At 37.5% G+C, this 13,936-nt stretch carries 15 protein-coding genes; 2 read left to right on the top strand and 13 right to left on the bottom strand.

Annotated elements, in window-relative coordinates:
- Positions 1 to 214 precede the first annotated feature (214 nt).
- The 7 genes from IGK85_RS08380 to IGK85_RS08410 all read right to left on the bottom strand — a co-directional run bounded on the left by IGK85_RS08380 (position 215) and on the right by IGK85_RS08410 (position 5,788).
- On the bottom strand, positions 215 to 466 hold the full coding sequence (locus IGK85_RS08380; protein ID WP_008380019.1) for a hypothetical protein: 252 nt from the start codon (positions 464 to 466) through the stop codon (positions 215 to 217).
- Between the two features lie 273 nt (positions 467 to 739).
- Positions 740 to 1,690: a zinc-binding dehydrogenase gene (locus IGK85_RS08385; RefSeq protein WP_008380021.1), complete on the bottom strand. Its 951-nt coding sequence runs from the start codon at positions 1,688 to 1,690 to the stop codon at positions 740 to 742.
- A 529-nt stretch (positions 1,691 to 2,219) separates the two neighbouring features.
- On the bottom strand, positions 2,220 to 2,681 hold the full coding sequence (locus IGK85_RS08390; RefSeq protein WP_237714959.1) for an NUDIX domain-containing protein: 462 nt from the start codon (positions 2,679 to 2,681) through the stop codon (positions 2,220 to 2,222).
- A 207-nt stretch (positions 2,682 to 2,888) separates the two neighbouring features.
- Positions 2,889 to 3,263, bottom strand: coding sequence for a pyridoxamine 5'-phosphate oxidase family protein (locus IGK85_RS08395; protein WP_008380028.1), 375 nt, complete (start codon positions 3,261 to 3,263; stop codon positions 2,889 to 2,891).
- Positions 3,264 to 3,273: 10 nt separating this feature from the next.
- Positions 3,274 to 4,119 (bottom strand): SIR2 family NAD-dependent protein deacylase, encoded by an 846-nt coding sequence (locus IGK85_RS08400; RefSeq protein ID WP_008380029.1) that lies wholly within the window; start codon positions 4,117 to 4,119, stop codon positions 3,274 to 3,276.
- Positions 4,073 to 4,882, bottom strand: coding sequence for a protein-ADP-ribose hydrolase (locus IGK85_RS08405; RefSeq protein WP_005235845.1), 810 nt, complete (start codon positions 4,880 to 4,882; stop codon positions 4,073 to 4,075). The genes IGK85_RS08400 and IGK85_RS08405 overlap by 47 nt, the downstream gene beginning before the upstream one ends.
- A 60-nt stretch (positions 4,883 to 4,942) precedes the next feature.
- Positions 4,943 to 5,788 (bottom strand): SDR family oxidoreductase, encoded by an 846-nt coding sequence (locus tag IGK85_RS08410; protein WP_008380033.1) that lies wholly within the window; start codon positions 5,786 to 5,788, stop codon positions 4,943 to 4,945.
- A 115-nt stretch (positions 5,789 to 5,903) separates the two neighbouring features.
- On the opposite strand from IGK85_RS08410, the gene IGK85_RS08415 reads away from it, so the two are divergent.
- Positions 5,904 to 6,371: an Rrf2 family transcriptional regulator gene (locus IGK85_RS08415; RefSeq protein WP_008380035.1), complete on the top strand. Its 468-nt coding sequence runs from the start codon at positions 5,904 to 5,906 to the stop codon at positions 6,369 to 6,371.
- Positions 6,372 to 6,788: 417 nt separating this feature from the next.
- Here the strand turns inward: IGK85_RS08415 and IGK85_RS08420 are convergent, their stop codons facing one another.
- From IGK85_RS08420 to IGK85_RS08445, 6 genes are all read right to left on the bottom strand, one after another.
- Positions 6,789 to 7,766, bottom strand: coding sequence for a D-isomer specific 2-hydroxyacid dehydrogenase family protein (locus IGK85_RS08420; RefSeq protein WP_008380038.1), 978 nt, complete (start codon positions 7,764 to 7,766; stop codon positions 6,789 to 6,791).
- A 12-nt stretch (positions 7,767 to 7,778) separates the two neighbouring features.
- Positions 7,779 to 8,411, bottom strand: coding sequence for a ketohydroxyglutarate aldolase (locus IGK85_RS08425; protein WP_005235836.1), 633 nt, complete (start codon positions 8,409 to 8,411; stop codon positions 7,779 to 7,781).
- Positions 8,412 to 8,428: 17 nt separating this feature from the next.
- Positions 8,429 to 8,836: a PTS sugar transporter subunit IIA gene (locus IGK85_RS08430; RefSeq protein ID WP_008380041.1), complete on the bottom strand. Its 408-nt coding sequence runs from the start codon at positions 8,834 to 8,836 to the stop codon at positions 8,429 to 8,431.
- 12 nt (positions 8,837 to 8,848) lie between these two features.
- The gene (locus tag IGK85_RS08435; protein ID WP_008380043.1) at positions 8,849 to 9,667 is read right to left on the bottom strand and encodes a PTS system mannose/fructose/sorbose family transporter subunit IID; all 819 of its coding nucleotides are present in this window, start codon (positions 9,665 to 9,667) and stop codon (positions 8,849 to 8,851) included.
- A complete protein-coding gene (locus IGK85_RS08440) occupies positions 9,660 to 10,412 on the bottom strand; it encodes a PTS mannose/fructose/sorbose/N-acetylgalactosamine transporter subunit IIC (RefSeq protein WP_005235830.1) in 753 nt (250 codons plus the stop codon). Before IGK85_RS08440 ends, IGK85_RS08435 begins: the two co-directional genes overlap by 8 nt.
- 102 nt (positions 10,413 to 10,514) lie before the next feature.
- A complete protein-coding gene (locus IGK85_RS08445) occupies positions 10,515 to 11,000 on the bottom strand; it encodes a PTS system mannose/fructose/N-acetylgalactosamine-transporter subunit IIB (RefSeq protein WP_005235828.1) in 486 nt (161 codons plus the stop codon).
- Positions 11,001 to 11,328: 328 nt separating this feature from the next.
- Here IGK85_RS08445 and IGK85_RS08450 point away from each other — a divergent pair, with 328 nt between their 5' ends.
- A complete protein-coding gene (locus IGK85_RS08450; RefSeq protein WP_237714960.1) occupies positions 11,329 to 13,626 on the top strand; it encodes a transcriptional antiterminator in 2,298 nt (765 codons plus the stop codon).
- The last annotated feature ends 310 nt before the right edge of the window (positions 13,627 to 13,936 follow it).

The following is a 13,936-nucleotide window of genomic DNA, read 5'->3' on the forward strand; positions in this document are numbered from 1 at the left end:
TAACTAAGGTTTTATCTTGTCGTTGTAGAACATGATCTTTTATGCCTATTCAGCTTGTCGTGTTTAATCATATGTACAGCAAACAAGCCCACACTCATAAGAGCATGGGCTTAGTGAGATCATCGTCAATTCTAAATCTTCAATTAAAATCTGGCTTTTATCAATTCAGATTTCAATTGCTGAATAATGAAGACAATTTCTTATTTTTCTTCAATTACATATACTTCTCAACTTCATTAATTTCTTTTTGTAGTGCTTTTTCATCGTACTTTTCATACTTACCGGCTTCGTGTGCGATCTTTTTGATTTCGTGAATCGCTTTTTTCTCAACGATCCATTTCTTCATACTATGTTTTTTTGCGTCAGCATCTAGTGTGTCTAATTCAGCTAAATTCTCATCTAACTTATCAAGAACCTCGGCAATCTTTACCAATGCTTTTGCTTCCTTTTCTTCATAGTTTGTCATAGATATCACTCCTTAAGTATTTGATATATTTATCTTACTGCTGTAATTAAATATTTTCAAATTAAATGTACTGTTTATCACAAAGTTTTATCTGATTCTCACTGAAGAAACAGAAAACATTAGATTCTTGCAATATTCTACTCATTTTATACTTATTTTTATCCTTAATGATTTATCATAAGAAAAGTATCGATTATATAAAAAGATAATTTAGTGAATTAGCAAACATTCGGTGTATCTTTTCTGATAAAGTCATTTAGCTTTTTTACTTTCTTATGGTTGCAGCAAAATTTTCCCGACACTTTTTCCAGATTCTAAATAATCATGGGCAGCTTTTCCGTCAACTAAGGAAAAAATGGTTGGTTGACTGATTTTCATTTGATCCTTGCTAAAGTAAGTAAACAGTCGGGTGCTTCTTCTCTCCCGCTCTTGAAAACTTGTCAAGTAATCCCACAGATCCCCTGTCAAAATACTTTTTGATTTTGATAACAAGGGAATAAAGTCGATCGCTGGCGGATTTCCGCCGGCCATGCCAAAAAAGATAACCTTCCCTCTATTTTTGAGCAAGTCGACGCTTTCGGCTAATGTATGCCCACTGCCATCATAAACGGTATCAAAGAAAGAAGTATAGGTTTCTTGCCATTCTGTATTTCTTAAAAAGACTTGTTTTGCTCCTTGGTCTAAAGCCAGTTGTCGCTTTTCTTCCGTGGAAGTGACGCCATAAACTTCTAGACCATCTGCGGTTAATAGTTGCGATAAAATTTGTCCAACACCACCACTTATCCCATGGACGAAGACCTTACTATTATTCACATTATTGCCAAGATCATGAGCTAAAAAATCAGCTGTCAACCCTTGCAGACCAATACTGGCTGCTAATTTAGATGGTATACCTGATGGAATATGGATGGCATTTTCCTCAGGAACAGCCACCAATTCTGCATTAGCAAAAGGAACATCCACAAAAAGAATCGTTTCCCCTAGCTGAAACTTAGAGACTGATCTTCCTTTTTGAACAATCCTTCCTACACCTTCATAGCCATTAATAAGAGGGTCTCGGGATTCAATATGATAGCTGCCCTTTCTTCGATAAATATCTGCATAATTTAACCCAATATACATCATTTCTATCATTAGCTCATTTTCTTGAATGACTGGATCAGGCAATTCACCATAAGTTAACACATCTGAATCGCCAAATTCTTTAAAGTACAATGCCTTCATGCACAAAACATCTCCTATCTTTTGCCAATCAAAATCGTGTGATTTTCTTTATGAAACCAAAGCTCTATCACTTAGCCAACTATCATTAGATTGAAATCATATAAAAATAAATAATTTAAGTTCTTTTGGTCATTTTTTACTATAAAAAAAGCACCTTCTCACGAAGGTACTTTCATTCTATTCTTCTAGATGAGATTCGTCAAAGTAGATTATTCGTTCAGATCCTCCTTATCAATTCCAGTTATGTCTAACCCACCTTATTCCTAGATAAATCAACTACTTTTGTGTAAAACAGGATTATAACAAAGCTGACTATTACTAAGAGAAAGAAGTGAGGATTGGAAGCCATCATCTTTTAAGTCTGACAAATCCTCAGAAGTAGTTCATTACATCGGAACCAAACTGACTATCCATGGTTTTTAGAGGATATCAGGAAAGAGATGGCAAAAGTCGCCCGGCGATCAATCAATTGTATCATATAAATAATTATCCCCACTCGAAAAAAATTAAGCCACATCGCTTCTACTTGTTAAAGGCCTCTTTGCCTTAATTCGTCGTTCAACCACTTAAATCCATCATGGATGATTTGCGCATGATCAAAAGCAAAAAGAGATTCCCAGTTCTCCGTAGAGGATCGTTCTTTTGACGTAACATATTGATAGAGTACTTTATCCTTATCAACCCTATACCAAAAAGCCTCAGAAGCATCATCTCCTGCATAAAGAGTCTTCATCTGCTGTAGAACAGTTATATAGACAGCAGAAATAGTCCATCCACGGGGATCCCGATTTTTATCTCCATATACACCTAATAAAGAAACTTCCTGCACTTCCACGCCCGTTTCTTCCTTTAACTCTCTGATGGCGGCTTTAATGATATTTTCTCCTTCGTTAACGAAGCCACCTGGCAAAGCGAACCTTCCTTTGAAAGGATGATTTTTTCTTTTGACAAGTAAAATGTATACTGCATCCGACGTGACATTGAATATCAAATTGTCAACAGTAAATGCTGTTTTGGATATTGTGGTAATTCCTGCTTCTTATACCAGCTTAACCACTCTTCTTCGTTCATTTCCTCTTCTGATACTTTATTTGCCATGTGATTGTCTCCTTTTGCTTTGAGTTATCCGAAAGATTTAACGTTTTGATAGATAGGCTTTTTGCTTAAATCAAAGATTGACATAACGCCTTTATAAATTTCAAAGACTCGTAAAACATTTCGGTCTTCTACAGAGGGGGTATATTTTTGCCATGTAAGGATTTTTCTCGAAAATTTCATCTAAATAGGTAGAGCCTATTTCATTTACTCTCCCTTGTAAGGTAATAGAAAACGATTCCATTGATGTTTCTCCTTCTATACCTGTAATGGAAACGACCGGGTTCATTTTGAGCTGTTTATAAAACGGCTTGGATATTGCAGTCAAAAAATACAGCTTCGTTTCTTTCACCAACATAATATCGATTACCCTGGTGACCGGATTTCCGTTTTCGTCTACTGTGGCGAACACAGTAGAATGAATCTCATTTTTTAAATAATTCAAATAATCTTCTGTCTTCATTTTTGAATGGTCCATGAATGCGCTCCTATCTAAAATGATCGATTTCTCTGATCGTTTCAACTATATTTCCTTGCAGAATAATCGTTTTATCCATGAGTTCATCTGGTATGCGTTGTGCTTGTTGGTTACAGACGATATAGGTCGACTGATTCGTTGCCCTCGTCATTTCTTGGAATGGATATTTTATAATGGAAGGCGTGTTGTTACCAATGCCGATCTCCCAAAAAACGATTTTAGTACCTAAATAATTTTCTAGAAATTCTTTGTATCGGTTAGCTGCGCTTTCCCAACCATCATCTTGTACAAAAAATTGATCTATCCGTAAATTGACCCGCATCGGTTGTCCACATTTGGGGCAATATGGTATGAGGTGCTTGGGAATTTTGAACTGACTCTGCTGATGGACCATTTGCATAATCAATGATTCATTCTCGTACGTCTTGTTATGGCAAGCACGTGAACATTGAAATAACCCATAATCACCTTGTGTATAAAATAATCGTCTCTTATCAAAGCCCGTCTTTTGGAACTGATGATCTACATTAGTAGTAATGACAAAGTAATTTTTTTCTTCTACCAAAGATAGAAGCTCTTTATATAGCGGCAAAGCCTCAGGCTGATATCGATTATGAAAAACATGTTTACTCCAATAACCCCAATACGTCTCTAATGAATCGAAGGGATAAAATCCGGCAGAATACATATCGGTTAAATAATAATGATCAATATAGTCTCTGAAATATTTTTTGAACCGTTCACCAGAATAGGTTAACCCGGCAGCAGCAGAAAGGCCTAATCCAGCACCGATAACGATTGCCTCTGCTTCAGTTATCTTTTGATAAACTTTCTGATAATTGTTGTAGTTTTTCATGGTACAACTCCTTATCAATGTCTTTAAACACATTGAAAATAATTTTTATAGGTGAATGAACACGCGTTACATATTCTTGCGTTGTTTTGATAGCGATCTCTGCAGCTAACTCATTGGGAAAACGAAATTCTCCTGTTGAGATACAACAAAAAGCGACGCTCTTCAATTGATACTCTTCGCAAAGCAACAAGACGCGACGATAACAGTCAGCCAATAAGGATACGTGTTCTTTAGTTACGGTATCTTTTATGATTGGCCCAACAGTATGTATCACTTTTTTTGCAGGCAAGTTATAGCCGTCGGTGATTTTTGCATAGCCGGTTTCTTCCAAATGCCCTTGTGCGTCCATGATTTCTTTGCATGCTAGTCTTAATTGAATACCTGCTGCAGAGTGGATCGCATTGTCGATGCACCTGTGTAATGGAACAAAACATCCTAGTAGCTGTGCGTTTGCAGCGTTTACGATGGCGTCCACTTCCAACCTCGTGATATCTCCTTGCCAGAGATAAAGGTTTTTTGTATACTGTTGCGCATCGTTTAGTGAAAAAATCTGATTTTCAGCTCTTTCTTCTAAAAGAAATTGATTTTGAATGTCAATAAAGTCCTTATGAATAGGTCGCGCTTCTCTTATATTTAATAAGCATCGCAATAAATCATTTTGTTCTTTCGGATCATCCGAGCTAGCATCTACTATTTTACTTAAGTGACTGTTTTCCTCTAATAAATAGTTAATCAGCCATTTCCTCTTTTCGCTATGGTTCATCGTCAACACCTTCTTTATAAAAATTTCCCGATTATTTTCGATAATCGGGAAATAGCAAGACTAATTTAACAACTCTTTGATTGCTTCTACGCGACTCGTCAAAGGCTTACCCAAAGCTTGTTCAAAGTCACTAGATGTCACATCTAATTGATTATTTTTAATATCATGTTGGAAAGACAAGAACATTTCTGCAACATGTTGTGGTAAACCGCCTGCTGTCAAACTATCTACAAAGGTTTGATCATCAGATGAAACTACTTCGATTTCCTTCCTTGTTGCTTCTTTTAAAGCTGCTGCTAATTCAGCATAAGTAATAGGGCTGCCCGATAATTCAAGGATTTCAGGGTATTCTGTTCCTGCTAGTGCTTTTGCAGCAACCTCAGCATATTCGCGCTTCAAAGCCCAGCCGGTTTTGCCTTCTTTAGCTGCGTAAACGAATTTCCCACTAGCTAACGCACCGCCAATAATCGGCATTTCATTTTCTAAATACCAGTTATTACGTAAAAATGTATGCGCAATTCCCGCTTCTTTGATTTGTTTTTCAGTAAAGATGTGATCAGCAGCTAATGCACTTGTTGAGTGATCTGCATCAGCAAAACTTGTATAAGCAATATACTGAACACCAGCGTCTTTGGCTGCCTTAACCACATTAGCATGTTCTTCTTGACGATTGCCTGGTGCGCCAGACACAAAAAGCAAGCGGTCAATGCCGTCAAAAGCGTTACTCAACGAATTGATGTCAGAATAATCCCCTACTCTTACATTGTAGCCTTTATCTTTTAGTGTAGCTGCTTTTTCTTCAGATCGTACCAAAGCATAGATCTGATCTTTAGAAACTAAATCTTTCAAGAATTCAAGTGCATATCCTCCAAAACCACCAGTAGCTCCTGTTACTAAATATGTCATATAAAACACTCCTTTTTAGTTCGTACATTCTGCTGTACAATTATAAGATACACCTATATAATAAATAGTATGTTAAGATAAGTCAAGAAGAAAATCTAAAAAGGACTGAATTCACTTGAAATATTCTATTCAACTCAGTGATGCAATTCATATTATGTGTTATATCGTCATCTATAAAGATACTAATATGCTCTCAAGTGAGATGATTGCTCAAAGTGTAGAAACTAATGCTGCAAATGTCAGAAAAATAATGGCAAACTTAAAAAAATCTGGACTGATTCGAACAACTACTGGGAAACCAAAGCCCTATTTAGCAAAGGACCCCAAAGATATTAGTCTACTTGATATATATAAAAGTATTCATGGAAACACAAATCTCATTCAAGTCGATCCTAAAACGAATCCAGACTGCATTGTTGGTGCAAATATACAAGAAGTACTGGATGGTGCGTATAATGAATTGCAAGTAACTGTCGAAGAAAAAATGGCGAAAATCAATCTGTTCTCTCTATTAACAAGTATTGCAAGTTTAGAGGAAAGCAAACGACCGGAAAACAAATCTTTTCTTGAGCCATTTTTATAAAACCAAAAAACCCATTGAGATACTGACATCTCAGTGGGCTTTTTCGTTACAAATGAAATTGATTTACGTCTTCACATCTTTCGACACCACTCATAAGAAAGAGCGTTGTCATTCACTTGCTTTTTCTGCAGCTCTGACTATTTCTCTTAGATAACCGGATGTATCTCATAGGCTGAGCAGATCAATTTTTGTCTGCCATTCAATTCATTCCTGATAGTGATTATTTTTATTTATTTCTCAATCGTTGGCCTTATTCTTTGATTATTATGCCCGAAAATACAGAACGATTAAAACCGATTTCTTCTCTTGCTATTTCTAGGTCAAGTTTTAATCCCATAATGTATGTCTAATCAAATGAATCTATTCTATTCCCATCATTACTGATAAGTTAAGATCTCCGTGCTCAATAATTAAGTTTTATCCTTCCAACAAATGTTTCGGCTCTCCACCAGCATTAACTCTAGCAATGTCATCAACGACACTTTCGCACATCATTTCATTACATTCATGATTATAAGCCCCAATATGAGGTGTCAAAACAATTTTCTCTTGGTTCATAAATGGATGATCAGCTGTTGGAGGTTCATTTTCTAAAACATCAGTGGCATAACTACCAAATTTGCCAGCCGTTAGTGCCAACACTAAATCTTCTTCATTTACTAAAGCACCTCGAGCAGTATTAACCAGAACCGCGCTGGCTTTCATTTTCTTGAAGGCTGACTTATTGAATAATCCTTTGTTCTCAGCCGTACAGTTCATGTGCAGAGAGATGATATCTGCTTGTGCCAACAATTCGTCAAAGTCCACCTTTTCTCCACCGCATTTTTCCACTTCTTCGACAGAAAGATACGGATCGTAACAAATTATCTTACAGTTAAATGCCTGCATAATCTCCGCAACTCGTGTACCAATGTTTCCAAAACCACAAATGCCGATCGTTTTCTTGTTCAAGCGATGACCTAAGTATCGTCCACGATCTTTGGACCACTCACCTTCTTTCACTTTTTCAGCAGTGTAGGTAACTAATTTCGCTGCAGTCAAAATCAAAGATACGGCATATTCGGCAACATCGTCTCTTTCCATATACGCCGGAATATTGGAGACCATTACCTTGTTTTCTTTAGCCGCGATAACATCCACGTTATCATAGCCGATCCCAAAGCGTACGACCAATTGAAGTTTAGGCATTTTTTCAAAAAAACTTTTAGGCAATCTAGGTTCGGTCCCGATAATGATGAAGGAAAAATCCTTCAATTCAGCTGCTAAATCCTCAGGAGAGATATCTGAAGGAAATTTGAAACGTTTTGTTTCCCCGACTTGTTTATTTAACTGATCCATGTATTCTGGAAAGTATTTCCCAAAACTATTCGCGTTTACGATCGCCGTTTTTTTCATTTGATTCCCCTCTTACTTTCCTCGAACTTCACTGACTATAGCTGTCAATTTCTGGGCATTTTGTGCAATCTCTTCTGATGTACCTTTAGTTAGGAGTCCCCCAATACCAATACAATCCACACCATTTTCAAACCATTCATGAAGGTTTTCCAGAGTTGCACCGCCAGATGCTAAAATTGGTGTATGCGGCACAGGAACCTTTATTACCTTCGCTAAACTAGGGCCATAATAATTGGAAATTGGGAAGGCTTTAATAAATGAAGCACCATTTTTCAAGGCCTCCATCATTTCTGTATAAGAGGTACACCCTGGTGCGTAAGGAATTTGATACAAATTACACAGCTCTTGAACGCCCTGATCATAAGTTGGAGCAATAACAAATTCCGCGCCATCCATGATTGCCAAGCGTGCAGTGGTACTTTCTAAAACAGTTCCGGCACCGATCAAGATTTGATCACCGAATGTTGCTTTGATTGCTCGGATGACTTCTCCAGCGTTATTGTTGGTATAGCTGATTTCCATAACATCAACCCCACCGTCTAAACAACCTTTTGCAACTTCGATCCCTCGTTCAATCGTTTCTACGCGGACAACGGCCATTATACCAGTATTAAAAATTCGCATTGTGTTTTCTGCTTTTATCATTTTCCGATTCGCTCCTTTTAAATTTCTAATGTCTGTCGAAGATTAACAATAGTAGCAGCGGATATTTCTCCAATGTGCTCTGTTAGTTCTGCTACATTCATTGATTCCTTTGAAGCTAATGCTTCCATCACTATTGGCATATTTACCCCGGCAAAACATTCAATATGATATTCTTTTAACTCTTCAATCATGAGAGCTACGACGTTAAATGGCGTGCCAGCTAAAATGTCAACGAATATGAGACATTCCTTCGTTCCAGATTGGACGACAGCTGCTTTGATTTCTTTTTCTAACACCTCTGGGCTTTTTGTTGGAAGCAATCCGATCGTAGTTACCTGATCTACCTGATCTCCAAAAAACATCGCACCGCTTTCTTTGAAGGCATCAGCTAAAGGTCCGTGAGTAACAATAATCAACTTAATCATACGTTTATCTCCTTATCCTAATCCCCCGATTGCACCGCCTAGGAAACCGATCGCGAAGAGTACCAACAACACACGAGTGACGCTTTGTCCTTTGACCTGCAACCAATAAGCTAAAAAAGTAAAGGCAAGTGGTAAGAAACTTGGAATGATCTTATTCAAGGTTTCACCAACTGACAAAGTTGTCGTCTCTAGTTTCACTTCTAACACTGCTTGAACACTGACATATTTGACGATCATTACACCTAGACAGAACAGGCCGACGATTCCTAAAAAGGAAGTCATTTTTTTGATGAATGGTCCTTCTAAGAAACGATCAATCGAGTCCATCCCTAATTTATAGCCTTGTGTAAACATACCGTATGTCATCGCAAAATCCATCAACGTAAAGATGATCCCAAAGGCAAAAGCTCCCCAAATCTGCCCCTGTGAAGCCCAGCCTAATGTCACACTTAGAACGATTGGCTTCAACAATCCGGCTACAACAGTGTCGCCGATTCCCGCTAACGGGCCCATTAACGCGGTTTTAATTTCCGTGACCATCGATTTATCGATTTCTTCGGTTGGATTATTAGCGATTCCTTCTTCCAAAGCGATCACCATTCCTGGTAGAAAGGCTCCCAAGCGAGGTTCTGTATTGAAATACAGCATATGCCGTTGCAATCCATCGGTAATTTCTTCCTTGTCTCCTTCGTACATCTTGTTCAAAAGCGGTCCCATAACGGTTGTCATCGCGCCTGCCTGTAATCGTTGATAGTTGTAAGTTAAATGTGATGTTAACCACCAAGTGACAGCTGCTTTTTTGATATCCTTTTTTTCTAATGCTTTAGCCATTCTCTGTTTCCCCCTCTTCTTTCGCAAAGCCAAGTTTTAACATTAATAGACCAATCGCCACAGCGATGATGACATACATCATTAAGTCTGTCATGCCGGTATAAGCCGCAATCGCGAAGCCAATGATAAAGAATGGGATAAGTTCCTTTTTTAGCATAAATTTCAACAACATCGACATCCCTAAAGCTGGTAAAATTTTCCCGACGGCTCCAAGACCGTTCATTGCCCAATCAGGCAAACTATTAATAATAATCTGAATGTACTCGCTTCCAAAAAGGGCGATAAAGAAGACCGGTAACGCTCTTAAGAAGAGCACAATAAACGGACCACCAAACATTTGAATTTTGCGAATGCCTTTCCAATCACCCTTGTCGGCTAATTTATCCATTCGCGTCGGCCAAAATGACGCTAGAGTCATGTATGCTACATGAACATAATTTCCTAATAATCCAATCGGAATGGCGAAAGCAGCCGATTGCTCAATACTCATCCCCCCTTGGATCGCAACAAATGTTCCAAGTAATCCCGCCCAATATAGGTCTGAAGCATTCGCCCCACCTGCACTAATCCACCCTAGATAGGCCACGTTGATTGTTGCTCCAATTATTACTCCCTGAACTGGATCGCCATAGATTAACCCAACCCAGAACCCGGCCATAATCGGTTCGCGGATCAGCCACCAACTTAGCGGCCACTGAATCCCGTTTAGCAGAGCTAACAATCCCATAAATAATGCTTGAACCATTTCTTTTCCTCCTTCGCACTAATGAATCTTGTTCAAATGCCTACTATCATTTCATTAAAGTGTTCATTCAAGAAATTTCTTGAATGAAAAGACAATCCTTTTTTAAAACTTACTTAAAATATTTTTAAATGCATACTCCGTATCTTCGGGAATAGGTTGTCCGTAAACTCGCACCCCACTTTCGTGTAGCGGAACCAGGTCCTGAACATCCTCTTCTGACATGACAATATTTTTATTGATATTTTTTTTGTTTCCGGAACCTTCAATGCCGCCAATTTGTAGCGAGGTATACTTAATTCCATCTTTCCATGCTTTGGCCGCTGTTTTTGTATCTTTGAAGAGAATAAGTAAATTATTCTTAGGGAAATCATTCTGCTTCCATTTTTCGGTAGCGCTTGCAATCGATTCTACAAAAACATTTACCGATGAGGGTGCCGCATTTAATAGTATTTTTTTCAAGATGGGACTCTTCGCTGATTTGTCGTCAATCACCACGATATCTTTAATGTTGTATTCCTTAACCCATCTGGTCATTACCTGCCCATGGATCAAACGAAAATCGATCCGTGTCAATTTTAAATTTTCCATTTCTGTTTCCTCCTATGCATTGTTTGTAATCTCTTACTTGAATAACGGCTCCTCTCTGGTAAATTTAAGACTACATCCTTTAAGAACATCCTCACTATCACATATCCAAAACCACAAGTCAAAATCTCCCAAAAACCTTTTGTGTACCACAATAAAATACCTTTATAAAAGCATTAAAAGTAATATATTACACTATAGAAACACCAACTATTATTTTGTGGTATAATTCTATGAAAAACAGTGTAAGCGCATTCTTGGATAAATACAACAAATTTAGGAGGAAATTATGGCAACTCAGCAGGAAAAACTACTCCATCGCATCGAAGAGATGACTCAAGAGCAAATCATGCAGGGTACTTATGATTTTTCAGACTGTTGCGCATTGGTTCTATCAGTTGATTTAGTAATTGATCGCTCCAATGTTTCGCGTATGTTGAATAAGCTGCATCAAGAAAAACAACTGATCAAGCTAAAAGGACGACCAACTTTATTCATTTCTACTCAAGTTTTGACAAAGAATTTTCCCTATCTATCTTTGCCTCATACAATTCAAAAAGATGACCACTTGAATAACTACCTTTTTCTAAATGAAACATCAATTCTTAGTGCGACTGAATTTCAGTTGGATGCTTTAGACATTGGTGAAACGAGTTCGTTATACAATGTAGTACAAAATGTTTTACCGATCTTTTATTATCCAAGCAATGAGCTGAAAATAATTATTTTAAGAGGCGAAAAAGGCGTCGGGAGAAAATTCTTTTTAGAAAAATTGATCGAGCAAAATAAAAGGAAAGAAACTTCCAAATCTGCAAGAAAAATCTTCTATGCTCTTTGGTCCGAACAAAACAAGCTTGATATTCTCCCAGAGTTAAAAAGGAAAAAAGAAGGTCTGTCTTCTTTTTTGGTCATCGAGCTAGATTCTTCCATTTCAGCATCAGATGTTTCAAGAAAACTCGATGAGCTCTCTTTTTATTATAAAAATGAAGGCGGCACTCAACCATTGGTGGCTTTACTGATACCACCTCATATGCAAAATATCGAACAGTTTTATGAAATCAGTCCTTATGTGGGATATTTCCCTAAATTTAGCGAACGTCTTTTAAAGGAAAAAGTTGAAATTATTTCAAGCATTTATTTAACAGAATGCAGACAAATTTCACGAGAAATTATGGTTACCAAAAAAGTGATTCAAGCGCTTGCCGCTATTTCAGCCAGTTCAAACATTGCCTATATAAAAAAAGAGATCTTATATTCGATCTCTCAAGCTTTTTTCAATCGAAATATAGAGAGTGCTGCCAGTACAACAATTCTTGTATCAACCAGGCATTTATCTGAGAAAATTGACCAAAACGTTGAAGGCCCACGAGATGAGAAACATTTTTGGGATAAATTTCCAGAAAGGCTTACCTTTTCCACTCAATCCAACTTGTCCACACTAGAAATCTTAAACAGTACACCAGCCGAGAATTGGTTAATCGACTCACATATCTTTGAAAAGCAGACGATCGAACATTTGATTAATACCTTGCCAACAAATTTAGTTTTTTATAGCGAGCAAGACTACCAGCATACCTTGGAAAAACGCTTATTCAACTTTTTATCAGAGACGCCGCTAATCAAAGATCCGATTTTACAGAATTACATTATCAAAACGATCGCGGAAATTATTAGAGGAAGCTTCCCTATTGAGAACTATATTTTTCCAAAACAGGACGATAATTTTAAAGGAATTACTGGCATTCTCAAGAAAATCGAGCGTTTCTTGCGTAAGTATCATAAAGGGATATCAGAGCCAAAAACCACTTTTATTCGGAAGCTGATTATTTTAGGGATCAAAAAAGTAACTGATGTCAGAGTCCCAATGCTGATTTCAGCCAGAGACAATGGAATTGCGGAACATTTGGCTCAGCGGTTTAACGAATTGATTGGAAAGAGAGCAATCTTTTCCATGAGTTCCAGACGAACAGAGGCGATGGATAAGGGAGAGGTTCATTCATTTGTCAGAAAGATGTCTAGAAATCTAAAAACGATCGATCGCGGTGGCGGAACAGTCCTAGTCACTGATTATGACCCATCTAATGATATAGACAATAAGATTCTCCTGGAAATCCGGCTCTTAACCTTCACTACCTACCCACCGACAATGGCCCATATCTATGATATTCTGTGTATTCTGAATGGAAACATCATGAGTGTTGTCTCCGTTTCTTCAACGATTATCAATAAAAAAAATGAGCACAAGAAATTTTTGGCAGACGATACCTTGAATGATCGTGCAGAACGAACAAACAGCGAATACTATGAACTTTTTAATCAGCTTTTTTCACGACTAAATACAGCTAAAACCAATGAAGTTTTATATAAGCTTTTAAAACATATCGCCAGCGATTTAGCTATCACGCTTTCAAATAAACTCATTCTTGACTTTCTTTTTCAAGGAAACTGTCTTTTAGAAAAGCATATGGCGAACGATCACGACTCGTCAGTTACCATTGATCGATCCACATATAAAAGACTAGCAAATCAAAAATTTCAACGAATCAAAAAGCAACTTGATCAAGCAGTTGATCTCTCATTCATTGATTTTACGGATGAAGATATCATGCTGCTAACCTACCTGTTCTAACTACACACAAAAACAGAATGAATGAGACCGTTTCTAAATAGTCTCTACATCCTGTTTCCTTTTGCTTATTTCCAATTTGTTCGCAAGAAATCATGGCTCTATAATTTTTGGGACTAATGAATCACAATTGATTCTTCAGTCCCATTTTCATTGTTGACAAAGAGCCAAAAAAACCAGTTAAGCACTCTGCCTAACTGGTCATGACTAAATTTTCAGTTGTATCTTTCTCTACCAACACTAAATGTCGAAGAGCCAAATGTTATAAACAACTAGTCACACTTTTTCTGCCACACGAAAAGATTCCTTTAAT

It is taken from the genome of Enterococcus sp. AZ015, assembly GCF_050499225.1.
GTDB classification, from domain to species: Bacteria; Bacillota; Bacilli; order Lactobacillales; family Enterococcaceae; genus Enterococcus_D; species Enterococcus_D entomosocium.

Excerpts from the sequence above, each read along its gene's own strand:
- IGK85_RS08380 (WP_008380019.1), bottom strand. The coding sequence starts at position 466 with ATGACAAACTATGAAGAAAAGGAAGCAAAAGCATTGGTAAAGATTGCC.
- IGK85_RS08385 (WP_008380021.1), bottom strand. The coding sequence starts at position 1,690 with ATGAAGGCATTGTACTTTAAAGAATTTGGCGATTCAGATGTGTTAACT.
- IGK85_RS08395 (WP_008380028.1), bottom strand. The coding sequence starts at position 3,263 with ATGGACCATTCAAAAATGAAGACAGAAGATTATTTGAATTATTTAAAA.
- IGK85_RS08400 (WP_008380029.1), bottom strand. The coding sequence starts at position 4,119 with ATGAAAAACTACAACAATTATCAGAAAGTTTATCAAAAGATAACTGAA.
- IGK85_RS08405 (WP_005235845.1), bottom strand. The coding sequence starts at position 4,882 with ATGAACCATAGCGAAAAGAGGAAATGGCTGATTAACTATTTATTAGAG.
- IGK85_RS08410 (WP_008380033.1), bottom strand. The coding sequence starts at position 5,788 with ATGACATATTTAGTAACAGGAGCTACTGGTGGTTTTGGAGGATATGCA.
- IGK85_RS08420 (WP_008380038.1), bottom strand. The coding sequence starts at position 7,766 with ATGAAAAAAACGGCGATCGTAAACGCGAATAGTTTTGGGAAATACTTT.
- IGK85_RS08425 (WP_005235836.1), bottom strand. The coding sequence starts at position 8,411 with ATGATAAAAGCAGAAAACACAATGCGAATTTTTAATACTGGTATAATG.
- IGK85_RS08430 (WP_008380041.1), bottom strand. The coding sequence starts at position 8,836 with ATGATTAAGTTGATTATTGTTACTCACGGACCTTTAGCTGATGCCTTC.
- IGK85_RS08435 (WP_008380043.1), bottom strand. The coding sequence starts at position 9,667 with ATGGCTAAAGCATTAGAAAAAAAGGATATCAAAAAAGCAGCTGTCACT.
- IGK85_RS08440 (WP_005235830.1), bottom strand. The coding sequence starts at position 10,412 with ATGGTTCAAGCATTATTTATGGGATTGTTAGCTCTGCTAAACGGGATT.
- IGK85_RS08445 (WP_005235828.1), bottom strand. The coding sequence starts at position 11,000 with ATGGAAAATTTAAAATTGACACGGATCGATTTTCGTTTGATCCATGGG.
- IGK85_RS08450 (WP_237714960.1), top strand. The coding sequence starts at position 11,329 with ATGACTCAAGAGCAAATCATGCAGGGTACTTATGATTTTTCAGACTGT.